Source organism: Streptomyces sp. NRRL S-455, assembly GCF_000717875.1.
Lineage (GTDB): Bacteria > Actinomycetota > Actinomycetes > Streptomycetales > Streptomycetaceae > Streptomyces.
In genome coordinates this window covers 64,574-85,856 of the sequence record NZ_JOCT01000042.1, presented here as the reverse complement: position 1 = coordinate 85,856, position 21,283 = coordinate 64,574, and the positions used below count along the sequence as shown (strand labels likewise).

At 72.8% G+C, this 21,283-nt stretch carries 20 protein-coding genes and 1 pseudogene; 14 read left to right on the top strand and 7 right to left on the bottom strand.

Going from position 1 to position 21,283, the window contains the following annotated elements; all coding sequences use genetic code 11:
• The first annotated feature begins 272 nt into the window (after window positions 1–272).
• Genes dhaK through IE97_RS0136240 form a run of 3 tightly spaced genes read left to right on the top strand, consistent with a single transcriptional unit; the run spans window position 273 to window position 2,317 of the window.
• On the top strand, window positions 273–1,265 hold the full coding sequence (dhaK, locus tag IE97_RS0136250) for a dihydroxyacetone kinase subunit DhaK (protein WP_030251058.1): 993 nt from the start codon (window positions 273–275) through the stop codon (window positions 1,263–1,265).
• A gap of 49 nt (window positions 1,266–1,314) precedes the next feature.
• Complete coding sequence (gene dhaL, locus IE97_RS0136245; RefSeq protein WP_030251055.1) at window positions 1,315–1,914, top strand: dihydroxyacetone kinase subunit DhaL; 600 nt, start codon at window positions 1,315–1,317, stop codon at window positions 1,912–1,914.
• Window positions 1,907–2,317, top strand: a complete 411-nt coding sequence (locus tag IE97_RS0136240) for a PTS-dependent dihydroxyacetone kinase phosphotransferase subunit DhaM (protein ID WP_030251052.1) — start codon at window positions 1,907–1,909, stop codon at window positions 2,315–2,317. Before dhaL ends, IE97_RS0136240 begins: the two co-directional genes overlap by 8 nt.
• Window positions 2,318–2,395: 78 nt before the next feature.
• On the opposite strand, the gene IE97_RS0136235 is transcribed toward IE97_RS0136240, so the two are convergent.
• Window positions 2,396–3,196 (bottom strand): glycoside hydrolase family 75 protein, encoded by an 801-nt coding sequence (locus tag IE97_RS0136235; protein WP_078603524.1) that lies wholly within the window; start codon window positions 3,194–3,196, stop codon window positions 2,396–2,398.
• Window positions 3,197–3,572: 376 nt separating this feature from the next.
• Between IE97_RS0136235 and IE97_RS0136230 the strand changes: the two genes are divergently transcribed.
• Together IE97_RS0136230 and IE97_RS0136225 are read left to right on the top strand one after the other, a co-directional pair.
• On the top strand, window positions 3,573–4,535 hold the full coding sequence (locus tag IE97_RS0136230; RefSeq protein ID WP_030251046.1) for a fibronectin type III domain-containing protein: 963 nt from the start codon (window positions 3,573–3,575) through the stop codon (window positions 4,533–4,535).
• 189 nt (window positions 4,536–4,724) lie between these two features.
• Window positions 4,725–5,273, top strand: coding sequence for a hypothetical protein (locus IE97_RS0136225; protein WP_030251044.1), 549 nt, complete (start codon window positions 4,725–4,727; stop codon window positions 5,271–5,273).
• Between the two features lie 67 nt (window positions 5,274–5,340).
• On the opposite strand, the gene IE97_RS0136220 is transcribed toward IE97_RS0136225, so the two are convergent.
• Window positions 5,341–5,901, bottom strand: coding sequence for a PadR family transcriptional regulator (locus IE97_RS0136220; RefSeq protein WP_030251041.1), 561 nt, complete (start codon window positions 5,899–5,901; stop codon window positions 5,341–5,343).
• 31 nt (window positions 5,902–5,932) lie between these two features.
• The gene (locus IE97_RS0136215; protein WP_030251038.1) at window positions 5,933–7,948 is read right to left on the bottom strand and encodes an FAD-dependent oxidoreductase; all 2,016 of its coding nucleotides are present in this window, start codon (window positions 7,946–7,948) and stop codon (window positions 5,933–5,935) included.
• Window positions 7,949–8,045: 97 nt separating this feature from the next.
• Here IE97_RS0136215 and IE97_RS0136210 point away from each other — a divergent pair, with 97 nt between their 5' ends.
• On the top strand, window positions 8,046–9,212 hold the full coding sequence (locus IE97_RS0136210) for a M20 family metallopeptidase (protein WP_030251035.1): 1,167 nt from the start codon (window positions 8,046–8,048) through the stop codon (window positions 9,210–9,212).
• Window positions 9,213–9,219: 7 nt separating this feature from the next.
• On the opposite strand, the gene IE97_RS0136205 is transcribed toward IE97_RS0136210, so the two are convergent.
• Window positions 9,220–9,588, bottom strand: a complete 369-nt coding sequence (locus IE97_RS0136205; protein WP_030251032.1) for a hypothetical protein — start codon at window positions 9,586–9,588, stop codon at window positions 9,220–9,222.
• Between the two features lie 240 nt (window positions 9,589–9,828).
• Between IE97_RS0136205 and IE97_RS0136200 the strand changes: the two genes are divergently transcribed.
• Complete coding sequence (locus tag IE97_RS0136200; protein WP_030251029.1) at window positions 9,829–11,907, top strand: SpoIIE family protein phosphatase; 2,079 nt, start codon at window positions 9,829–9,831, stop codon at window positions 11,905–11,907.
• A 52-nt stretch (window positions 11,908–11,959) separates the two neighbouring features.
• On the opposite strand, the gene IE97_RS0136195 is transcribed toward IE97_RS0136200, so the two are convergent.
• A complete protein-coding gene (locus IE97_RS0136195; RefSeq protein WP_030251026.1) occupies window positions 11,960–12,763 on the bottom strand; it encodes a putative protein N(5)-glutamine methyltransferase in 804 nt (267 codons plus the stop codon).
• A gap of 418 nt (window positions 12,764–13,181) precedes the next feature.
• On the opposite strand from IE97_RS0136195, the gene IE97_RS0136190 reads away from it, so the two are divergent.
• The 3 genes from IE97_RS0136190 (at window position 13,182) to IE97_RS0136180 (ending at window position 16,131) form a co-directional block, all read left to right on the top strand.
• Window positions 13,182–13,766, top strand: a complete 585-nt coding sequence (locus IE97_RS0136190; protein ID WP_030251023.1) for a hypothetical protein — start codon at window positions 13,182–13,184, stop codon at window positions 13,764–13,766.
• Window positions 13,767–13,884: 118 nt separating this feature from the next.
• Window positions 13,885–14,853, top strand: a complete 969-nt coding sequence (locus IE97_RS0136185) for an acetylxylan esterase (protein WP_030251019.1) — start codon at window positions 13,885–13,887, stop codon at window positions 14,851–14,853.
• A gap of 111 nt (window positions 14,854–14,964) precedes the next feature.
• Entirely contained in the window at window positions 14,965–16,131 is a 1,167-nt protein-coding gene (locus IE97_RS0136180) for an EstA family serine hydrolase (protein ID WP_030251016.1), read from the top strand.
• A 48-nt stretch (window positions 16,132–16,179) separates the two neighbouring features.
• Here the strand turns inward: IE97_RS0136180 and IE97_RS0136175 are convergent, their stop codons facing one another.
• Complete coding sequence (locus IE97_RS0136175) at window positions 16,180–16,962, bottom strand: class I SAM-dependent methyltransferase (protein ID WP_051705256.1); 783 nt, start codon at window positions 16,960–16,962, stop codon at window positions 16,180–16,182.
• A 4-nt stretch (window positions 16,963–16,966) separates the two neighbouring features.
• On the bottom strand, window positions 16,967–17,530 hold the full coding sequence (locus IE97_RS0136170; protein WP_030251009.1) for a PadR family transcriptional regulator: 564 nt from the start codon (window positions 17,528–17,530) through the stop codon (window positions 16,967–16,969).
• A gap of 70 nt (window positions 17,531–17,600) precedes the next feature.
• On the opposite strand from IE97_RS0136170, the gene IE97_RS0136165 reads away from it, so the two are divergent.
• From IE97_RS0136165 to IE97_RS43335, 4 genes and pseudogenes are all read left to right on the top strand, one after another.
• The gene (locus tag IE97_RS0136165; protein WP_030251004.1) at window positions 17,601–17,999 is read left to right on the top strand and encodes a nuclear transport factor 2 family protein; all 399 of its coding nucleotides are present in this window, start codon (window positions 17,601–17,603) and stop codon (window positions 17,997–17,999) included.
• A 70-nt stretch (window positions 18,000–18,069) separates the two neighbouring features.
• A complete protein-coding gene (locus IE97_RS0136160; protein ID WP_030251001.1) occupies window positions 18,070–18,897 on the top strand; it encodes a class I SAM-dependent methyltransferase in 828 nt (275 codons plus the stop codon).
• 252 nt (window positions 18,898–19,149) lie between these two features.
• A complete protein-coding gene (gene rho / locus IE97_RS0136155) occupies window positions 19,150–20,292 on the top strand; it encodes a transcription termination factor Rho (protein WP_030250998.1) in 1,143 nt (380 codons plus the stop codon).
• Between the two features lie 101 nt (window positions 20,293–20,393).
• Window positions 20,394–21,230: pseudogene (locus tag IE97_RS43335) on the top strand (D-alanyl-D-alanine carboxypeptidase family protein); the annotation flags it as partial.
• Window positions 21,231–21,283 lie beyond the last annotated feature (53 nt).

Here is a 21,283-nt window from a genome sequence, read left to right as displayed (position 1 = left end):
AGGCCTGAACGGCCGACCCGAGATCCGAGGCACGGGGCCCCGCACGGCGACTGCCGACAGGACGTCACGAGGCGGCGCAGTCGGCTCGGGAACGACCATCGGGTGCGCCTGACGTCCCGTCACCGAGTCAGCGCTACGTCAGCGACGGCACCTTGGTGACGTGCTCCCGTCCACCGCCGGGCCGTCAAGATCGACGGCTCGCCAAGCCAGCACTGGCCTGCGAGAATCGAGGCCAGAGGCTCATCATCTGCTCCTCTCACCAGGAGGTTCCCGTGAAGATGCTGATCAACGTCCCGGAGACCGTCGTCGCGGACGCACTGCGCGGTCTGGCGGCTGCCCACCCGGAGCTGACCGTGGACGTGGAGAACCGGGTGATCGTGAGGCGGGACGCTCCCGTGGCCGGAAAAGTGGGACTGGTCTCCGGCGGTGGCTCGGGGCACGAGCCGCTGCACGGTGGATTCGTGGGTCCCGGCATGCTGTCGGCGGCCTGTCCCGGCGAGGTGTTCACGTCTCCCGTGCCCGACCAGATGCTGCGTGCGGCCGCCGCCGTGGACAGCGGGGCCGGAGTGCTGTTCATCGTGAAGAACTACACCGGCGACGTCCTCAACTTCGACATGGCCGCCGAGCTGGCCGAGGACGAGGGCATCCAGGTCGCGAAGGTACTGGTCAACGATGACGTGGCGGTGACCGACAGTCTCTACACGGCCGGCCGGCGCGGCACCGGCGCCACCCTGTTCGTGGAGAAGATCGCGGGCGCCGCCGCCGACGAGGGCATGCCGCTGGAGCGGGTGCAGGCCATCGCCCGGCAGGTCAACGAGAACGCGCGCAGCTTCGGTGTCGCGCTGAGCGCCTGCAGCACGCCGGCCAAGGGCAGCCCCACCTTCGATCTGCCGCCCGGCGAGCTGGAGTTGGGCATCGGTATCCACGGCGAGCCCGGCCGGGAGCGGCGGGCCATGATGACGTCCGGCGAGATCGCCGAAGCCGCCGTCGAGGCGGTGGTGGAGGACCTCCGGCCGCGCAATCCCGTGATGGTCCTCGTCAACGGCATGGGCGGGACCCCCCTGCTCGAGCTGTACGGCTTCAACGCCGAGGTGCACCGGGTGCTCGCCGCGCGCGGGGTTTCCGTGGCCCGGGTCCTGGTGGGCAACTACGTCACCTCCCTGGACATGGCGGGCGCCTCGCTCACCCTGTGCCAGGCCGACGAGGAGCTGCTGCGGCTGTGGGACGCGCCGGTGAAGACACCGGGTCTGCGCTGGGGCGTGTGACGCGGGAGGGGCAGAGGATCACCACGTACCTACCAGGCAAGGAGACCCAGTGCTCGACGCCGATTTCTTCCGCCGTTGGATGACGGTGACCGCCGCGTCCGTGGAGCGCGAGGCGGAACGGCTCACCGCCCTCGACTCCCCGATCGGGGACGCCGACCACGGCAGCAACCTCCAGCGCGGGTTCACGGCCGTGACCGCCGCGCTGGAGAAGGAGGCCCCCGACACGCCCGGCGGGGTCCTGACGCTGGCCGGACGCCAGCTCGTCTCGACGGTCGGCGGCGCCTCCGGGCCGCTGTACGGGACGCTGCTGCGCCGTACCGGCAAGGCACTCGGCGATGCCGCCGAGGTCAGCCCGGAGCAGCTGACCGAGGCGCTGCGGGCCGGGGTGGACGCGGTGATGACGCTCGGCGGTGCCGCGCCCGGCGACGCAACCATGATCGACGCTCTGGTGCCCGCGGTGGACGCGCTCGGCACCTCGTTCGCCGCCGGCCGGGCCGCGGCGGAGGAGGGCGCCGTGGCGACGACACCCCTGCAGGCGCGCAAGGGCCGGGCCAGCTACGTGGGCGAACGCAGCATCGGTCACCAGGACCCGGGAGCCACGTCGTCGGCGCTGCTGGTGGCCGCGCTCGCGGAGGCCGCCGGTGAGTGACGAGCGGCTCGTGGGGATCGTGCTGGTGTCGCACAGCGCGGAGGTGGCCTCGTCGGTCGCCGCGCTGGCCAAGGGGCTCGCGGGCGGTGGCCCGGCGGTGCCCGTCGCCCCCGCGGGTGGCACCGAGGGCGGCGGTCTGGGCACCAGTGCCGAACTGATCGCGGCCGCGGCCGCGTCCGTCGATCGCGGTGCCGGTGTCGCCGTCCTGGCCGATTTGGGCAGCGCGGTGCTCACGGTGAAGGCGCTGCTCGCGGAGGGCGACGAACTCCCGGAGCAGACGCGGTTGGTGGACGCGCCGTTCGTGGAGGGAGCCGTTGCCGCGGTCGTCACGGCGGCCACGGGGGCTGGCCTTGCGGAGGTGGAGTCGGCCGCCGCGGAGGCGTACACGTACCGGAAGGCGTGAGGACGGCCCCGGGCACACCGGAGACGGTGTGCCCGGGCTCGGTTCCGGGCGTCGCCGGCCTGGAGGTGTGCCCGGGCGTCACCCCCGGCGTCCGGCCGCCGACGCGCGACCGGCGGGACCCGTCTCGCTCGCCCGTACGGCCGGCGTCCCGTCAACCGCTGAGCCGGCGCCGATGAACTCCCTCGTCAGCCGCTCCCCGGTCGCCACCGCCGCAGCGTCGTCCTCGATGGGTGACACACGGGAGTTCTTGAAGACGATGTAGGTGACGCCCGACGGTGTGCCGCCGCCGTGCGGGTCGGGGCGGATGCCCAGTGCCCGGGCTGTCGCGTACGACGCCTCTCCGATGATGTTCCGGGGGCCCGTGTCGCCGACCACCGCGTAGCGCACGCGGTCGCGGTACACCACGGCCACGACCGAACCGCCGCCCACGCCGTGGTCCCGGTAGTCCCAGATGGGGCTCGGGGCGGGCACGACGACGAACGGGAGGCGCTCGGCGCTCAAGGGGCGGCCGTCGGACTGGGCGTAGGCCGTGGCGGCGGCGAAATGCGGGTCGGTGCGGCGGTTGCAGCGCGGGCCGGGGCGACCGTCGCAGTCGATGTCCATGTCGGCCTTCCAGAACACGGCGTCCGGAGTGCCGCAGACCGGGATCTTCGCGGGTGCGCCGTAGTCGCTGCGGTACCGGCCGCGCGAGACGGGGACGCAGTCCCGGACCCTGGCCAGCAGGTCGGTGGCGCGGACGGGGATCTCGCGCCCGACCACGGGCTGTGCGTACGACCGGGGCCGGGGCTGGGCCTGGGGCTGGGCCTGGGCGGCGGGGGGCGTCGTCGGGGCGAGCAGGGCGGCGCTGGCCGCGGCCAGTGTGAACGACTGGACACGCACGATACGGGCACCTCTCCTGGGGAAACTGACGGGCACTCAGGCACATCTGTTTCCCGGGGCGGTCGCCGAGCCACGGCCGCAGGGCCGGACGGAGCACTGCCCCAACCTCCGGCAGGGGCCAGGGGCCTGAGTCCGCATGAGGCCCAGGGCCGCCCGGCCACCCGCGCCGGCGCGGGATCTGCGACGACAGCGAACCGCGCGACAGGGCACGAACTCCGCGACCTCCGGTGGGAGTTCGGCCGTGCGGAGTTCAGCATACGTAACTCTCCCGGGTGATCACATGCAGAGGGGTGACGCCTCGCCCTCTTGATGTGACCGCACCAGTCACCCATATTGGTACGGACCATTCCCGAGTCCCGCCCGGGGAGGCTGTGTCGTGCGACGCGTTCTCGCCCTGCTCTGCGGAGCCCTCACGCTGGTCGCCTCCTGCGGCTGGGCCGGTGCGGAGGAGGAGGACGGCGGTGGTGTGCCCGGGGCGCCGACGGGTCTCACAGCCGCGGCGGGCAGTGCGACGAGCGTGCACGTCATGTGGAACGCGACCGCACACGCCGAGGTCTACGAGGTGTATCGCGGCACCAGGAAGGTCAGGGAAGTGCCGGGTTCCGAGCACATGGTGGATGTCACCAGGCTCCGGCCCTCCACGGTGTACGTCTTCACCGTGCGGGCGCGGGGCGCCGACGGGCGGCTCGGACCGCGCAGCCGTGAGGTACGGGCGAAGACTCCGGCAGCCGTCGCCGACGACCGGTCGGCACCGACCCGCCCGTCGGCGCCCCGCGGCCGGGTGGCCGGCAGCCGGGCGGTCCAGCTGTCCTGGTCCGCCTCGACGGACGACCGGGGCGTGGTGTCGTACGACGTGCACCAGGGCGGCACGAAGATCCACAGCGTGAGCGGGGGCCGGACGGCCACCGTGGTCACGGGGCTGCGGCCCGGCACGTCCTACGCGTTCACCGTCCGGGCCAGGGACGCGGCCGGTAACCTCTCCCCCGCCAGTGCCGCCGTCCGGCTCACCACACGGGGCACGGACGACGGCCGCGGCACGGCACCCACCGGCTTCCGGGCGGCGAGCCACCGCGAGGGCCGGGCGTACCGCGTCGACCTGAGCTGGGTGCCGCCCCGCGTCGACGGCGAGGTCGCCGAATACCAGATCCATCTGGACGGCCGTCCGGCCACGTCCCTGGTGTACGGCGGGAGTGCCCCGCGTGGCCGGGCGACGTACAGCTTCTACGTGGGGCAGGCCGCCGGTGTCACCCACCGGGTCCGGATCCGGGCGATGCTGCCGGACGGCACGTGGGGCGGCTTCTCGCAGGAGAGGACGGTGACGACGGGAGCACAGGGATGACACCGGACGCAGGGCGGTGACGCGCCGTCCCGGGTGGGCCTCCCGAGGGACCCCGTCACCTGCACGGAGGCCCCCGGCGTGCGGCCGGGGCCGGGGGCGCATTGGCTGGCCCCGAGGCAGCACGGGCCTTCCCGACCCTCGGCGGCGCAAGGGATGTACCGCCGACCGTGCCGCCGGAGGGCAGTCAACATGCGCAACTCCTCGCCAGTTCTCCGCTCCGGCCTGACCGTGGCAGCCGCCGCCGCGCTCCCCCTCGCCCTGGCCGCGGTGCCCGCTGCCGCCGGCCCGGGCATCTCCGTGAGCACCACCGGTTCCACGGTGTCGGTCACGACCAGCGCGTGCACCGAGATCAGCGGCAGCTGGGGCACCGCCTCACTCCTCACCAGCAGCCAGGGCAGCTTCGCCCAGGGACGTCAGGTGACCCTGTCGGGGACGTCCACCCGTCAGTCGGCCGCCTGGTCCAGCGTCAGTCCCGGCACGTACACGGTCATCGTCATCTGCTCGGACGGCACCACGGCGGGCACCCAGTCGGTGGTCGTCACCGCCGCCCCCTCCCCCACGAGGTCCCCGTCCCCCACCGCCTCGCCCTCCCCGTCGCGCGGCGTCATGGGCGGGGTCGGCGGGTCCACGACGGACTACGGCACCCTCACCCTGGTGGCGGGCGGCACGCTGGTCGGGTCCGGCCTGCTCGCCACGGCCTGGTACCTGCGCCGGCGCAACAAGCCGTACCGGCTCTGATCCGGTACGGACGGCGGCCCGGCCCCCCGAAGCGCTCCGGTCGGGCGGGCCGCCGTCATGGACGCGGTCAGGCCAGGTGGTTCCGCTCGCTGTCCGGGAGCCCGGGGAAGTCCGCCAGGGCACGCCTGAGCCACTGGGTCCAGAACGTCTCCAGGTCGATGCCCGCTCGGAGCACCAGATGCCGCAGCCTGTCCTCGGTTCCGTCCCGGCCGGGCGGGAAGTCCCGTTCCTCGATCTCCTGGTACTCCGCCAGCTGCCGCTCGTGCAGCTCCAGATGGCGTCGCAGATCCGCCTCCAGACCCGCCGTGCCGACCACGGCCGCCGCCCTCAGCCGCAGCAGCAGCGGGTCCCGGTGCGGCTTGGGGTCCTGGGAGGCCGCGGTCCAGCGGGCCAGCTCGGCGCGGCCCGCCGGCAGGACCTCATAGCTCTTCTTCTGCCCGCGGGCCGGCTGCTCGGCCGGCAGGGCCCGGATCAGGCCGTCGCTCTCCAGCCGTCCCAGCTCGCGATAGATCTGCTGGTGCGTCGCGGACCAGAAGTAGCCGATCGACCTGTCGAACCGGCGGGTCAGCTCCAGCCCGGACGACGGCTTCTCGAGCAAGGCGGTGAGGATCGCGTGCGGGAGTGACATGGCAGTCATCCTAGGGACGGGCCGCAGGGGACTACAGCGCCGCCGCGACCTCGGTGCCCTGCTTGATGGCACGCTTGGCGTCCAGTTCCGCGGCGACATCGGCACCCCCGATCAGGTGGGTGCTGCGTCCGGCGGCGACCAGTTCCTCGTACAGGCCGCGGCGCGGCTCCTGGCCCGTGCACAGCACGATCGTGTCCACCTCCAGCACCGTGCTCTCGCCGTCGACCGTGATGTGCAGTCCGGCGTCGTCGATGCGGTCGTACCGCACACCGGGGACCATGGTGACGCCGCGGTGCTTGAGCTCGGCGCGGTGGATCCAGCCGGTGGTCTTGCCGAGGCCGGCGCCGACCTTGGACGTCTTGCGCTGGAGCAGGTGGACGGTGCGCGGCGGGGCGGGCCGCTCCGGCGCGGCGAGGCCGCCGGGTCCGCGGTAGTCGAGGTCGACGCCCCACTGACGGAAGTACGTCTGCGGGTTCTCGTGGGCCTTGTCGCCGCTGTCGGTGAGGTACTCGGCGACGTCGAAACCGATACCGCCCGCGCCGAGGATCGCGACCCGGTCGCCGACGGGTGCGCCGTCGCGCAGGACGTCGAGGTAGCCGAGGACGCTCGGGTGGTCGACACCGGGGATGTCGGGAGTGCGCGGGGTGACGCCGGTGGCGACGACGACCTCGTCGAAGCCGTCGACCTCCGCGGCCGTGACGAGGGTGTTCAGCCGGACGTCGACACCGTGCCAGTCGAGCTGGGTGCGGAAGTAGCGGAGCGTCTCGTCGAACTCCTGCTTGCCGGGGACCTGGCGGGCGACGTTGAGCTGACCGCCGATCTCGCTCGCGGCGTCGAACAACGTCACGTCGTGTCCGCGTTCGGCGGCGGACACCGCACACGCCAGCCCCGCCGGTCCGGCGCCGACGACCGCGATCCGCTTGCGCAGCCGCGTCGGGGACAGCACGAGTTCCGTCTCGTGGCAGGCGCGCGGGTTGACCAGGCAGGAGGTGATCAGGCCGCTGAAGGTGTGGTCGAGGCAGGCCTGGTTGCAGCCGATGCAGGTGTTGATCGCCTCCGGCTTGCCGGCGGCGGCCTTGGTGACGAAGTCGGGGTCGGCGAGCATCGGGCGGGCCATCGACACCATGTCGGCGGCGCCCTCGGCGAGCAACTGCTCGGCGAGCTCGGGAGTGTTGATGCGGTTGGTGGTGACGAGCGGTACGGACACCTCGCCCATGAGCCGCTTGGTCACCCATGTGTACGCGCCGCGCGGTACGGAGGTCGCGATGGTGGGGATGCGGGCCTCGTGCCAGCCGATGCCGGTGTTGATGATGGTCGCCCCGGCGGTCTCGACGGCCTTGGCGAGCGTGATCACCTCGTCGAGCGTCGAGCCGCCGGGGACGAGGTCGAGCATGGACAGCCGGTAGATGACGATGAAGTCCTCGCCGACCGCCTCGCGCACCCGGCGCAGGATCTCGAGGGGGAACCGCACGCGGTTCTCGTACGAGCCGCCCCAGCGGTCGGTGCGCTGGTTGGTCTGCCGCGCGATGAACTCGTTGATGAGGTAGCCCTCGGAGCCCATGATCTCGACGCCGTCGTACCCCGCCTCGCGGGCGAGGCGGGCGGCGCGGGCGAAGTCGTCGATGGTCCGCTCGATGTCCGCGTCGGTGAGTTCGCGGGGCGGGAAGGGGCTGATGGGGGCCTGGAGGGGGCTGGGCGCGACCAGGTCCCGGTGGTAGGCGTACCGGCCGCAGTGCAGGATCTGCAGGGCGATCCGCCCGCCTTCGCGGTGCACGGCGTCGGTGATCACCCGGTGCTGTTCGGCCTCCGCCTCGGTGGTCAGCTTGGCGCCGCCCTCGTAGGGCCGTCCCTCGTCGTTGGGTGCGATGCCGCCGGTGACGATCAGGCCCACTCCCCCGCGGGCACGGGCGGCGTAGAACGCGGCCATGCGCTCGAAACCGCCCTCGGCCTCCTCCAGACCGACGTGCATGGAGCCCATGAGGACCCGGTTGGGCAGGGTCGTGAAGCCCAGGTCGAGGGGGGTCAGCAGGTGCGGGTAACGGCTCATGGGGCCCTCCGTGCGCGGTGTCGTGTCTGTAGTTGTAGAGGACCGCCGACCTTTTATGCAACTAGTTGCACAAGGTGATGGAGAGCACAGTGGGTCCATGACGTGGAATCCTGGCCTCGCTTCGGTGGTGGAGCTCGCCGGTGAACTGATCCGCCGCCCGAGCCGGGCCGGTGTGGACGACCACGAGCCCGTCCTGGCCGCCCTGGAGCACTGGCTCACCTCCCGGGGGCTGCCCTGCCGCCGCCTCCGCGACGACACGGGTCGCCCGGTCGCGCTGCTGGTGGAGATCCGAGGCGGCCGGCCCGGGCCTTGGTGGGCGCTGGACGCCTGTGTGGACACCGCGCCGTACGGCGACGAGACGGCCTGGTCCTTCCCGCCCGACGCCGGGGACGTCGTGGACGGCCGGCTGCGAGGCAGAGGGGCGGCCGACTCGAAGCTCGCCGCGTCCCTGTTCTGCCGCCTCGCGGCCGAGGTGCACGACCGGGCCGGTGACCTGCGCGGCGGGCTCGCGGTGCTGCTGGACGCCGACGAGCACACGGGGGGCTTCGGGGGCGCCCGGGCGTATGTCGCCGATCCGGACGCGGCCCGACCCGCCGGGGTGATGATCGGCTACCCGGGGCTGGACGAGGTCGTGGTCGGCGGGCGTGGGCTGTGGCGGGCCAGGATCGCCGTGCACGGGACCTCAGGGCACTCCGGGTCGCGCCGGGCGGCCGTCGGTGCGGTGTCACGGGCGGCGCGTCTGATCCGTCTGCTGGACGACGCCCCGCTGCCCGGCGTGAGCGGGGACTTCCCGCTGCCGCCGAAGCTGACGGTGACCTACTGCCACGGCGGTGAGGGCTTCTCCGTGGTCCCGGACCTGTGTGAGGTCGGTGTCGACCTCCGCACCACACCGGACTTCGGCGCCGGGGCCGCCGAGAACCTGGTCCGGGCGGCGGTGACCGAGCTGGACGCGCTGCTGCCCGGCCCGGGGGCCACCGATGTCGACGTGGTGGCGGTCTGGCCGCCGTACCGGCTCACCGAGGACCAGCAGCCGGCCGCCGGGCTGCTGGGCGCCGCCGCCGGGGAGGGGCTGCGCGTGCGGGCGAAGACGGCGGGCCCGTCGAACATCGGCAACCTGCTGGCGGCCGAAGGCATCCCGGCCACGGCCGGTTTCGGCCTGCGCTACGAGGGGCTGCACGGCGTGGACGAGTGCGTCGACCTCGCGGACCTGCCCGTGGTGCACGCTGTCTACCGGCGCGCGGTGCTCGGCCTGCTCCGGGTGTGAGGGGCGGTCACCGGCTCTCGAGGCGCAGATGCAGTTCCCTCTCCTGGTCGCCGGAGACGGTGCTCAGATCCCGCACGGTGAACAGCGAGTCCAGCCTCGTGCGGAAGTGCTCGATCGCCCAGTACCCGCCGTACAGGTCGGCGTCGACCGAGTGTGCCAGCCGGGCGGGTCGCGCGCCCTCGTGCTCGTCGGCGACGTCGAAGGTGCCGAGCCACACGGTCGGGCGGGTCTCGTGGAGTACCTCGGGTACGTCGTCGGCGCGGCGGTCGGACTCGAAACAGGCGCACAGCGTGTCGAACACGATCCGGGCGTCGTGCTTGTCGCACCCGCTGATCTCCACGGAGACGGAGTGGGGGTGCGGTTGCTCAAGGTCCATGGTGACCACTCCTCTCATGGGACCTCGTATCCACCCCTACCCCAGCAAAGCATCACCGTGCGCCGAGCACTACCGGCGATGCCTCCGTCGTACTGACGGGTTTGCGGAGCGGGCGGCTCCGTGTTGGGCGATGGTGGAAGGTGACGTAAGGGGCCTCGGACAATCGGCTCCGCGCGGTAGAACATGGGGAGTAGGCACGGTGACGGCGTGCCGCGAGGATCGGCGAAGGCGGGGCGTGGGATGAGTGCAGCCGGGTCTCCCCTGGCCGAGGGCGACGAACCGGCGCGCGGGTCGGCGCGCCCGAGCGGGCTGCTCGACGTGCTGCGCGTGGCCTCGGTGGTCCTCGACGCCGAGGGTCGCATCGTGCTGTGGAGCCCGCAGGCCGAGGAGCTGTTCGGTTACGAGGCGGGTGAGGCGCTGGGGCAGTACGCCGCCCGGATCATGGTCCACGAACAGCACATCGATCTCGTGGTCAAGCTGTTCGCCGACGTGATGGGAACCGGGCAGAGCTGGGCCGGCGCCTTTCCCGTCCGGCACAAGGACGGCAGCACGCGGCTCGTGGAGTTCCGCAACATGCGGCTGCTGGACGACCAGGGGGACGTCTACGCGCTGGGGCTGTGCGCCGACCAGTCGACCGTGCACCGGCTGGAGCGCGAGGTGGCACTGTCGACACGGATGATCGCGCAGTCCCCGATCGGGCTGGCCGTGCTGGACACGGAGCTGCGGTACGTCTCGGTCAACGCGGCGCTGGAACAGATCAACGGCGTGCCGGCCGAGGAGCACCTCGGCCGGACGATCCGCGAGGTGGTGCCGCGGATGGACGTCGACGCCCTGGAGGCCGCGGCGCGCCGGGTCGTGGAGACCGGCCGGCCGGTCGTCGACCAGTCCACCATCGGCCGCACCCCGGCCGACCCCGACCAGGACCACGCATGGTCGATCTCGCTGTACCGGCTGGAGAACGCGTTCGGGACCGTGCTCGGCGTGGCCGTCTCGATCGTCGACGTCACCGAACAGTACCGGGCGGGCATCGAGGCCGAGGCCGCCCGTCGTCGCCTGGCACTGATCGCCGACGCCTCGGGGCGGATCGGCACCACGCTGGACCTGGATCGCACGGCCCACGAGCTCGCCGAGGTGGCCGTGCCGGAGCTCGCCGACATCGCGGCCGTCGACCTGCTGGACGCGGTGGTGCAGGGCCGGCGCACCAGCCTCGGGCCGGCCGAGTCGGCGGTGATCCGGGCGCTGGCGGTCCAGGGGTACGACTCCGCCGAGGCGCTGGAGGCGGCCGACCCGCCCGGCCAGGTGGCCAGGTACGCGTCCGACCGGCTCGTCACCCGGTGCGTACGCACGGCCAGTCCGGTGATGCTGCCGCAGGTCGAGGACGAGGACCTGCCGCGCATCGCGCGTTCCCCGGAGGCGGCCGAGCTGCTCCGCCGGGCCGGGGTGCACTCCTATCTGGCGGTGCCGCTGATCGCGCGGGGCGAGGTGCTGGGTGCCCTGGACCTCAAACGCACCCGCAATCCGCTGCCGTTCAGCGAGGACGACCTGCTGCTGGCGCGCGAGCTGGCCGCCCGGGCCGCGGTGCAGATCGACAACGCCCGCTGGTACCAGAGCGCCCGCGACACCGCGCTCACCCTGCAGCGCAGCCTGCTGCCCAGCCATCCGCCCACGACGTGCGGACTGGAGGTCGCCTCCCGCTACCAGCCGGCCGGGGCCACGAGCGAGGTCGGCGGCGACTGGTTCGACGTGATCGAGCTGGACGGCGGCAAGACGGCGCTCGTCGTGGGTGACGTGATGGGCAGTGGCATCCCCGCGGCGGCGACCATGGGACGGCTGCGCACGGCGACCAACACGCTGGCCTCCCTCAATATGGATCCGGCCCTGCTCCTCGAACACCTCGACAAGATCACGGAAGGGCTGGAACAGGCCATCGCCACCTGTGCCTACGCCGTCCACGACCCGCGTCTGCGGCAGTGCCGGATCGCCAACGCCGGGCATCTGCCGCCGGTGCGTGTCCGGGCCGGCCGGTCTCCGGAGCTGCTCGACCTGCCGACCGGCGTGCCGCTCGGCGTCGGTGGCGTCGCCTTCTCCACGACGACCGTCGACCTCGAGCCGGGCGACCGGCTGGTGTTCTACACCGACGGTCTCGTCGAGACGCGCCGCGATCCGCTCGACGAACGGCTGGACACGCTGCTGTCCCTGCTCGAAGGGCCCGACCGGCCGCTGGAGGAAGTCTGCGACCTGCTGCTGCGGACCCTGCACGAGCCGGACAACTTCGACGACGTGGCCCTGCTCATCGCGCGCGCGACGGCGCCGGACTGAGCCGGGCGCCGCCGTTGGCTCCTGGCCGGCCGGCCAGGAGCCGACGGCGTGGTCAGGGTCTGACGCCGATCACGACATGGGAGTACAGCTCCTCCGAGACGGCCAGGTGCGTCGTCAGGCCGTTGCGTTCGAAGGCGGTGAGGGCGGTCGGTGCCTGCCGCCGGCTCGTCTCCACCAGGACGCAGCCGCCGGGGGCGAGCCAGCGGGGCGCCTCGGCCGCGACCCGGCGCAGGACGTCGAGGCCGTCCGTGCCGCCGTCGAGGGCGACCAGCGGCTCGTGGTCACGCGCCTCCAGCGGCAGCAGGCCGATCTCGTCGCTCGGTACGTACGGCACGTTGGCCGCGAGGATGTCGACGCGGCCCCGCAGCTCACCGGGCAGCGCCTCGAACAGGTCACCCTGGTGGACGTGACCGCCGGCAGCGGCGACGTTGCCGCGGGCGCAGCGCACAGCGGCGGGGTCGATGTCGGCGGCGTGCAGTTCGACGCGGCCGAGTCCTGCGGCCAGTGCCGCGCCGACGGCGCCGGAGCCGCAGCACAGGTCCACGACGACGGTGGCGCCGGGTGACCGGGCGAGGGCCTCTTCCACCAGGAACTCGGTGCGGCGGCGCGGCACGAAGACGCCCGGAGCGACGGCGACGCGCAGGCCGCGGAACTCGGCCCAGCCCACGACGAGTTCGAGGGGCAGCCCGGCGACACGACGCTCCATCATGGCGGCGGCCTCGGCCGGGGTGCGGGCGGTGGCGAGGATCAAGTCGGCCTCGTCCTCGGCGAAGACGCACCCGGCGGTGCGCAGGGCGACGACCATCGCCTCACGCGACGACGGCATGGCGGGTGGGACAGAAGACACAGACGGCATGGAAGCCAGGAGCCTTTCGAGAGCCGAAGGGCGCTCGGCCGGATCGCCTAGGGCCGGCGATCCGCGCGATGTCGGAGGGCGAGCACCCGAGCTGACACAGCGGTAATGGGTCCCACCTCCTCGGCTTCCCACGGCTGGGACGGTCCGCAGCCGGACGGAAACACTACCCGACCGGCCGGACGCCGTGTGGCTCGCCACAGGGGGCGGCCCGGTGTTTCGCCGGGGCCGGCCCGGGCACCCCTGCCGCAAGGCTCCGGCACGCGGCGACCCGGGCCGCGCCGAGCGATCGATGGATGCCGGACGGGGTACCAGATCCGTGTGGGCCCTCGCACGTGTGGCGTGACGCGGAGGGAGCGGCGGCGTCGCCACCGCACGGCCGGTACGGTCCTCCGGCCGCGGTGACGGCGAGGAGGTCTGCATGCGAACCCGGGCACGCGGCTGGCGTTGGCGGCGCAGTCCGCTGCGGCGCCGGTCGGATGTCGTCGAGGCGTGGACGGTCGTGGCCGTCGCCGTCCTGTTGTGCGTGGGTGCGCCCGTCGTGGGGGCGGCCGCTGCCTGGTGGGCTCACGGCGAGGCGCGCTCGGTCTCCGCGGAGCAGCGCGCGGAGCGTCATCGCGTCCGTGCCGAGGTGGTCGGCAGGAAGGACGACGCCCTGCCGTCGGTGCAGGCCGGTGGCCGGCACCCGTACCGGGCGACCGTGCGCTGGACGGAGCCGGGCGAGGGCACGCGCACGGCGACGGCACGGGTCCCCGCGGGCACTGACCGGGGTGAGGTCGTGGACGTCTGGTTCGACTCCCGGGGACGGAGCGTGGGCCCGCCGGTGGACGGCACGGCGGTCTGGCAGCACACCCTGACCATCGGCACCTGTGCCGCGAGCGGTGTGGTGCTCGTGGTGCTCCTCGGCCACGGCGTCGTGCGCCGGGTGGCCCTGCGCCGCCGGCTCGCGGAGTGGGAGCGCGCGTGGGCGCGCACAGAGCCGGAGTGGACGCATCGCCGCGCGTGAGGGGGCCGGCGGACGCGCGGTGAGCTCCCGGTGAAGCCCTGGCCAGCCATCCGACCGCCCCCATAGGGTGATCATCCGAACTGTCTCCGTACCTGTCCTTCATCCGAGGTGGTCCGACATGGCCCTGTTCGACCTTCCGCTCGACGAGCTCCGCGAGTACCGCAGTGCCTCCACCGAGCCCGAGGACTTCGACGCGTTCTGGTCCAAGACCCTCCAGGAAGCGCGTGAGCACGATCTTGACGCCCGCTTCGAACCGGTCGACACCGGCCTGTCCACCGTCGAGGTGTTCGACGTGACGTTCGCCGGGTTCGGTGGTCACCCGGTCAAGGGCTGGCTGACCTTGCCGGCCGGGGCGGACGGCCCGCTGCCGCTGGTCGTGGAGTTCATCGGATACGGCGGAGGCCGCGGACTGCCGCACGAGCACCTGCTGTGGGCGTCGACGGGCCGGGCGCACTTCGTGATGGACACCCGGGGGCAGGGCAGCGCCTGGGGTGCGGGCGGCGGCACGGCGGATCCGGTGGGCGGCGCCCCCGCGTACCCCGGCTTCATGACGCGCGGTATCGACGCGCCGGAGAACTACTACTACCGCCGGGTGTTCACGGACGCGGTGCGTGCCGTGGAAACGGCCCGTTCTCACCCCCTCACCGACGCGACGCGCACGGTGCTCCTCGGTGGGAGTCAGGGTGGCGGCATCACGATCGCGGTGGGCGGTCTGGTCCCGGACGTGGCGGGCATCGCGCCGGACGTGCCGTTCCTGTGCGACTTCCCGCGCGCGGCGACGCTCACGGACCGTCACCCCTACCGGGAGATCGGGCTGTACCTCAAGACGCACCGGGGCCGCACGGAGGAGGCGCTCCGCACGCTCTCCTACTTCGACGGCGTCCACTTCGCCACCCGCGGCCGGGCCCCGGCGCTCTTCTCGGCCGCCCTGGAGGACCAGACCTGCCCGCCCTCGACCGTCTTCGCGGCCTTCAACGCCTGGGGCCACGAGGACAAGACGATCGAGGTGTACGACTTCAACGACCACGAGGGCGGCGGTCCTTTCCAGGAGGCGGCCCAGCTGCGCTGGATGCGTTCCCGCATCTGATCCGGCCGTTCACGCTCGGCGGACTTCCACCCGGTCCGACCAGTCGGTACGTTCATCCCGCCCGGGCCGCCGTCGGCGGCCCGGGCCGGAGACCGTCGGCGGGAGGGGCCCATGTCCGAGAACGAGGCACAGGTGCACGGTCACTGCGACGCGCGTTTCACCGCGGTACGCAGGGCGTTCGAGGAGAACTTCCGGGATCGCGGTGAGCTGGGCGCCGCGGTGGCCGTCATCGTCGGCGGCAGGACGGTCGTGGATCTGTGGGGCGGCTGGGCCGACTCGGCGCGCACCCGGCCGTGGCAGCGGGACACGCTGGTCAACGTGTGGTCGACGACCAAGGGACCGGTGGCGCTGTGCGCGCACATCCTCGTCGACCGGGGGCTGCTGGACCTCGACGCGCCGGTGGCCGTGTACTGGCCCGAGTTCGCTGCGGCGGGCAAGGAGAAGGTCCTCGTCCGGCATCTGCTGTCGCACCGCGCGGGCCTGTCCGGGCTGCGCGAAGCGCACACGCTGGAGCAGCTCTGCGACTGGGAGCTGACCACCCAGCGGCTCGCGGCGACAGCGCCCTGGTGGGAACCGGGAACCAGGTCCGGCTATCACGCGCTGACCTACGGCCATCTGGTGGGCGAGGTCGTACGGCGGGTGTCGGGGCTGCTGCCGGGAGCCTTCCTGGAGCGGGAGGTGACCGGGCCGCTCGGCATCGACTTCACCATCGGCCTGCCGGAAAAGGAGTCCGGGCGGGTGGCCGAGCTGGTGCAGCCGACGGTCGCGGCGAGCAGTGAACAGGCCGCCGTGTTCGCTCAGTTGGCGCCCGCCGCGGTCGCCGCACTGACGAACCCGCCGGTGTCCGCCGCCGCGGCCGGCACCCCCGGGTGGCGGGCCGCCGAGATCCCCGCGGCGAACGGGCACGGCACCGCGCGTGCGGTCGCCGCGTTGTACGGCGTCTTCGCGGGGCGCGGCTCGTACCGGGGCCGCCGCATCCTGTCCCCCGAGGCGGTCGAGCGGGTGCGCGAAGGTCAGGGCAGCTGCCGGGATCTGGTGCTCGGGGCCGGGTTCGAGGGCGAGACGGAGGCGGGGCTCGGCTTGTGGCTCAGCGGGGTCAACGGCTCGTACGGGCCCAACCCGCGCGCTTTCGGTCATGACGGCTACGGCGGCTCCTGCGGGCTCGCCGACCCGGAGACGGAGGTGTCGATGGGGTACGTGATGAACCGCATGGGGCCTCGTATCGCGGACGACCCGCGCAAGATGACACTGGTCGACGCCCTGTACGACGCGCTGTGACGTCGGGCGCGAGCGGACCGGTTCCGGACGAGCCGCCCCGCCGCTCGCCTACGAAGGCCCCTGCCCGGGCCGGCCGAGGACCTCCGCCACCGGCGACGGGGCCGACTGACCCGGCAGCCGGGCCACGACGAGCCGCACCCGCGGGCTGCCGTCCCGTCGCCGCCCGAACTCCGGCAGCGCGTGCAGCTCCACCCTGAACCCCGCCCGCGTGAGCTCGCGCCGGACGTCGCCCAGGCGGAACGCGCGGTAGTACATGACGAACCGGGGCCGCCACAGCGCGTTGCGCACCCGCATCACCGTGTCGAAGCCGAGCAGCGTCCAGTAGCCGAGCGAACCCGGGCGGGGCGGGGCCACCAGCGGGAAGGCGAAGCGGCCGCCCGGGCGCAGCACGGAGCGGACCTGGGCGAACAGTCCCGGCAGCTCGCGCGGCAGGAAGTGCCCGAAGGCCCCGAAGCTCACCACCAGGTCGAAGGCGGGCGCGAAGGGCAGGGCGCGGGCGTCCGCACGCACCCAGGAGACCGGCGGGCCGCCGGGCCGGACCCGCTGCCGTGCCACGTCGAGCATGCCCGCGCTGAAGTCGACCCCGGTGACCCGCTCCCGGCACACGCCCGCCAGGACGCCGACACCCGCGCCGGTGCCGCAGCACAGGTCGAGTCCGGTGTCGAAGGGCCCGGTCCGGCGCAGTGCCGCCCCGACGGCGTCGAGGACCGAGTCGGGCGTCCGGAAGGGGCTGTGGTCGAACTTCGGCGCGAGAAGGTCGTAGCCGCGCTCGACGGACGAGAGCGCCTGGACGGCGAGCTCGCGCAGACTGGGGCCTTCGGGGCTGAACACCGTCTCAGCCTAGAGGAGTTCGCTGCCTGAGGACTGTCAGTACGCGCTGGCACCAGCGGAGGTTCTCCTCCTCGAAGGCGATGCCCGCCATGAGCGTGAGGTAGGGGCCGACCCGGTCGGCCTCCCGCAGGTACTCCTCCTCATCACGGCCGGCCAGCAGGCGCTCGCGTACGCGCCGGTAACGGGCGAGCTTGCCGCGGGCCCACGCCCCGCGCTCCTCGACCAGCGTCCGTGTCGCCTCGGGGTCTGCTCCGTCCATGGCCTGGATCTTGATGAGCAGTTCGTCGCGGATCGCGGTGGGCCGGCGGGGCGGCGCGGCGGCGAAGGCACACAGGTCCTCGCGGCCCGCCTCGGTGAGCGTGAACATCCGCTTGTCGGGCCGCCGTTCCTGACGCACCACCCTCGCCTCGATCAGCCCGTCCTGCGCCAGGCGCTCCAGCTCCCGGTAGAGCTGCTGCGGGGTCGCGGCCCAGAAGTTCGCCAGTGACACGTCGAACACCTTGGACAGCTCGTAGCCCGAGGCCTCGCCCTCCAGGAGGGCGGCCAGCACGGCGTACTTCAGGGACATGTGGACACGGTAGCAGCGGTTGACTAATCTACTCCGCACCTACTCAATTAGTTGAATAAGGCGGGGTTCGATGCGTGCATTCCGGGAAGCGGTCGAGGCGCTCGACCTCGACGCCGCCGAGGCGCTGCTGGCGCCGGACGTCGTCTTCACCAGTCCGGCCGTGTTCAAGCCGTACACCGGGAAGGCGATCACGGCGGCCATCCTGCGCACCGTCTCCCAGGTCTTCGAGGACTTCCGCTACGTGCGCGAGATCAACGACGTGCACGGCCGTGACCACGCCCTGGTCTTCACCGCGCGGGTCGGCGACCGGGAGATCAACGGCTGCGACTTCATCCATGTCGACGAGAACGGGCTCATCGACGAACTGACGGTGATGGTGCGCCCGTTGTCGGCGGCGCAGGCGCTGGCGGCGGCGATGGGCGAGCGGTTCGAGCAGATCGCCGAGGAGGCACGGGCGCGTTCCGTGTGAGCGACACGTCCGGCGGTTCGTTTCCCGCGTTCTGCCGCCCCTCGACGCCCGTTCGCGGTTGGATGTCCCCATGACGTCCGCCGAGCACGACCGGCTGATGCGGGCCAACCAGGCGAACTGGGACGCCCGCACGCCCGTCCATCTCGCCAGCCGGTTCTACGGTCTCGACCAGGATCTCGACCCCGAGCGGTGGTTCGCTCCGTGGGAGTGGGAGGACCTCGGCGAGCTGACCGGCCGTGACGTGCTGCACCTGCAGTGCCATCTCGGCACGGAGACCATCGCCTTCGCGCGACGCGGGGCCCGGGCCGTCGGCCTCGACTTCTCCGAGGCGTCGGTGGCAGCCGCGAACGGCGTCGCCGCACGGGCCGGCGCCGACGTGACCTACGTGCGGGCCAACGTGTACGACGCCGTCGAGGCCCTGGACGGCCGGCGGTTCGACGTCGTCTACACCGGCAAGGGCGCCCTGTGCTACTTGCCCGACCTGGACCGCTGGGCGGACACGGTCGGCCGGCTCCTGCGTCCCGGCGGCCGGTTGTACGTCGTCGAGTTCCATCCCCTGCTCAACTCGCTCGGCCCGAAGCCCGCCCCGGGCGAGGGACCCGAGCTGCTCCTGCGCCACGACTACCTGGGGGGCGGCGGACCCGTGCACCGGGACGCGACCCACACGTACACGGACGGCCCGGCCGTCGAGGGCGCCACGGACAGTTACGAGTGGATGCACGGTATGGGTGAGGTGGTCAACGCGTTGACGGGAGCGGGACTGACCGTCCGGCGACTGCGGGAGGGCGACGAACTTCCCTGGCCGCGCTGGCCGCAGATGGTGCGTACGGAGTCCGGTTGGTGGCGCCTGCCCGAGCCGCGGATCCCGCTGCTGTACGGGTTGCTGGCCGCTCGTTGAGACAGCCGACGCGCGTCCGCCGCGTCCGGGTGGTACATTGCAAACAGCACTCGTGCACGCCCCGTCTTGATGGGCGCCGGTGCAGTTCTTCAACTCTCTCCTTCATTTCCAGCACCACGACGTGATCTGTCGTATCCGAGGTGCTGTTCTCCCGCCGCCCGGAGTCGTGCCCCAGGCCCTCCTTTCGCGGCTCACTCCCCCCTTCCCTCCGCATGTCCGATGCCTGCCGTCCGTGAAAGGACACACACCACCATGACCACCACACTCGACACCTCACCCGCCCGGCAGCAGCCCGTGCCCCAGACCACCACCGGCGTCCTGGACGTCGACGCGGGCGGGAAGGGGCAGCTGCGGCCCGGGAGCTGCCTGCCCTCACCCACCGACACCCCGGTCTCCGCCGCGCTGATCCGCCGGTACGGCCTGCGCAAGGGCGACCATGTCGAGGGCGTGCGCGGCGACCGGCGCGGCCTGACGGACGTCGTACGGGTGAACGGCCGTACGCCCGAGGGGTTGCGCGGCCGGCGTCACTTCCGGGAGCTGACGCCCCTGCATCCGCACGAGCGCCTCCGTCTCGAGCACCCGGCCGCCGGACTGGCCGGACGCGTCGTCGACCTGATCGCACCGGTCGGCAAGGGCCAGCGCGGGCTCCTCGTGGCCCCGCCCAAGACCGGCAAGACCGTCCTCCTCCAGCAGCTCGCCGCCGCGGTCACCGGCAATCACCCCGAGTGCCGGCTGATGATGCTGCTGCTCGACGAACGGCCCGAGGAGGTGACCGACATGCGGCGCTCCGTGCGGGGCGAGGTGTACGCCTCGACGTTCGACCGCAGCGCCAAGCAGCACATCGCACTGGCCGAGCTCGTGATCGAGCGGGCCAAGCGGCTGGTCGAGGCCGGCGAGGACGTCGTCCTCCTCCTCGACTCGCTGACCCGGCTGTGCCGGGCGCACAACAACTCCGCCGGCCCCGGTGGCCGCATCCTCTCCGGGGGCGTCGACGCGTCCGCACTGGCCGGTCCGAAGCGGTTCTTCGGCGCCGCCCGGTCGGCCGAGGAGGGCGGCTCCCTCACGATCCTCGCGACCGCACTGGTGGAGACCGGCTCCCGGGCCGACGACTTCTACTTCGAGGAACTCAAGAGCACCGGCAACATGGAGCTGCGCCTGAGCCGCGAACCGGCCTCCCGACGCGTGTTCCCGGCCGTCGACATCCTCACCTCCGGCACCCGGCGCGAGGAACTCCTCCTTCCACCGGCGGAGTTGGCGGCCGTGCACGGCCTGCGCCGCGTGCTCCGGAACCGGGAAGGGCAGGGCGCCCTGGAGACTCTCCTGGAGCGGATGCGCGAGGCCCCCGACAACGCGGCGTTCCTGCGGCGCGTCCAGCCGACGCTGCCCTCGGGCTGAGGCACAGGCCGTTGGGCCGTGCGTGTGGCATCCGGGTGTCCGAGCGTGGTGTCCGGCCGGGTTGTCACCGAACGGAGCAGGTCTGTTTCTACGTTGATCGTATGATCTTCGGATTCTCTTCCCGGGTGGCCGTGTCAGCCGGTGTGCTGTGTGCGACCGGGCTGCTGGCCCTCATGCCGACCGCGGTCGCCGGCCCCGGCCGGGCGGAACCCAGTCCGCCGGGCGGGCCCCGGGCGGCGGGGCCGCACCCCTTGCTGCTGAACCGGCCCGGCGTCCAGGTGCGCCCGCGTGCCGGCGCGCCCCGTGTCCCCCGGCTCTCCGCTCTGTCCTGGCTGGTGGCCGACGCGCGTACCGGCGAGGTGCTCGCCGCGCGCAACGCGCACCGCAGGCTGCCCCCGGCCAGCACCCTGAAGACCCTGTTCGCCGTCACGGTGCTGCCCGAACTGCCGGCCGGCGTCCGGCACACGGTCCGTGCGGAGGAACTCCGGGGCATCGGTGAGGGCAGCAGCCTGGTCGGGGTCGCCGAGGGCCGTACCTACCGCATCGCCGACCTGTGGCGGGGTGTCTTCCTCAACTCGGGCAACGACGCCGTACATGTCCTGGCCGAGCTCAACGGCGGCTGGCGGGCCACGGCCCGGCAGATGCAGGTCAAGGCCCGGTCCCTGGGCGCCCTCGACACGCATGTGGTGTCACCGGACGGCTACGACGCGCCGGGACAGGTGTCATCGGCGTTCGACCTGGCGGTCTTCGGCCGGGTGGGGCTGCGCGACCCGGACTTCGCCCGGTACTGCGCCACGGTCGAGGCCAGATTCCCGGGCGGCGGCGGCTGGTCGTACCCGATCCGCAACACCAACCGGCTGCTGGGCGGCGCCCCCGGTGTGAGGCCGTACCGGGGACTGATCGGCATCAAGAACGGCTACACCAGCAAGGCGGGCAGCACGCTCGTCGCGGCGGCACGCCGGGACGGACGCACCCTTGTCGTGACGGTGAT

Excerpts from the sequence above, each read along its gene's own strand:
- IE97_RS0136225 (WP_030251044.1), top strand. The coding sequence starts at position 4,725 with ATGCGCAACTCCTCGCCAGTTCTCCGCTCCGGCCTGACCGTGGCAGCC.
- IE97_RS0136220 (WP_030251041.1), bottom strand. The coding sequence starts at position 5,901 with ATGTCACTCCCGCACGCGATCCTCACCGCCTTGCTCGAGAAGCCGTCG.
- IE97_RS0136215 (WP_030251038.1), bottom strand. The coding sequence starts at position 7,948 with ATGAGCCGTTACCCGCACCTGCTGACCCCCCTCGACCTGGGCTTCACG.
- IE97_RS0136210 (WP_030251035.1), top strand. The coding sequence starts at position 8,046 with ATGACGTGGAATCCTGGCCTCGCTTCGGTGGTGGAGCTCGCCGGTGAA.
- IE97_RS0136205 (WP_030251032.1), bottom strand. The coding sequence starts at position 9,588 with ATGGACCTTGAGCAACCGCACCCCCACTCCGTCTCCGTGGAGATCAGC.
- IE97_RS0136200 (WP_030251029.1), top strand. The coding sequence starts at position 9,829 with ATGAGTGCAGCCGGGTCTCCCCTGGCCGAGGGCGACGAACCGGCGCGC.
- IE97_RS0136195 (WP_030251026.1), bottom strand. The coding sequence starts at position 12,763 with ATGCCGTCTGTGTCTTCTGTCCCACCCGCCATGCCGTCGTCGCGTGAG.
- IE97_RS0136190 (WP_030251023.1), top strand. The coding sequence starts at position 13,182 with ATGCGAACCCGGGCACGCGGCTGGCGTTGGCGGCGCAGTCCGCTGCGG.
- IE97_RS0136185 (WP_030251019.1), top strand. The coding sequence starts at position 13,885 with ATGGCCCTGTTCGACCTTCCGCTCGACGAGCTCCGCGAGTACCGCAGT.
- IE97_RS0136180 (WP_030251016.1), top strand. The coding sequence starts at position 14,965 with ATGTCCGAGAACGAGGCACAGGTGCACGGTCACTGCGACGCGCGTTTC.
- IE97_RS0136170 (WP_030251009.1), bottom strand. The coding sequence starts at position 17,530 with ATGTCCCTGAAGTACGCCGTGCTGGCCGCCCTCCTGGAGGGCGAGGCC.
- IE97_RS0136165 (WP_030251004.1), top strand. The coding sequence starts at position 17,601 with ATGCGTGCATTCCGGGAAGCGGTCGAGGCGCTCGACCTCGACGCCGCC.
- IE97_RS0136160 (WP_030251001.1), top strand. The coding sequence starts at position 18,070 with ATGACGTCCGCCGAGCACGACCGGCTGATGCGGGCCAACCAGGCGAAC.
- rho (WP_030250998.1), top strand. The coding sequence starts at position 19,150 with ATGACCACCACACTCGACACCTCACCCGCCCGGCAGCAGCCCGTGCCC.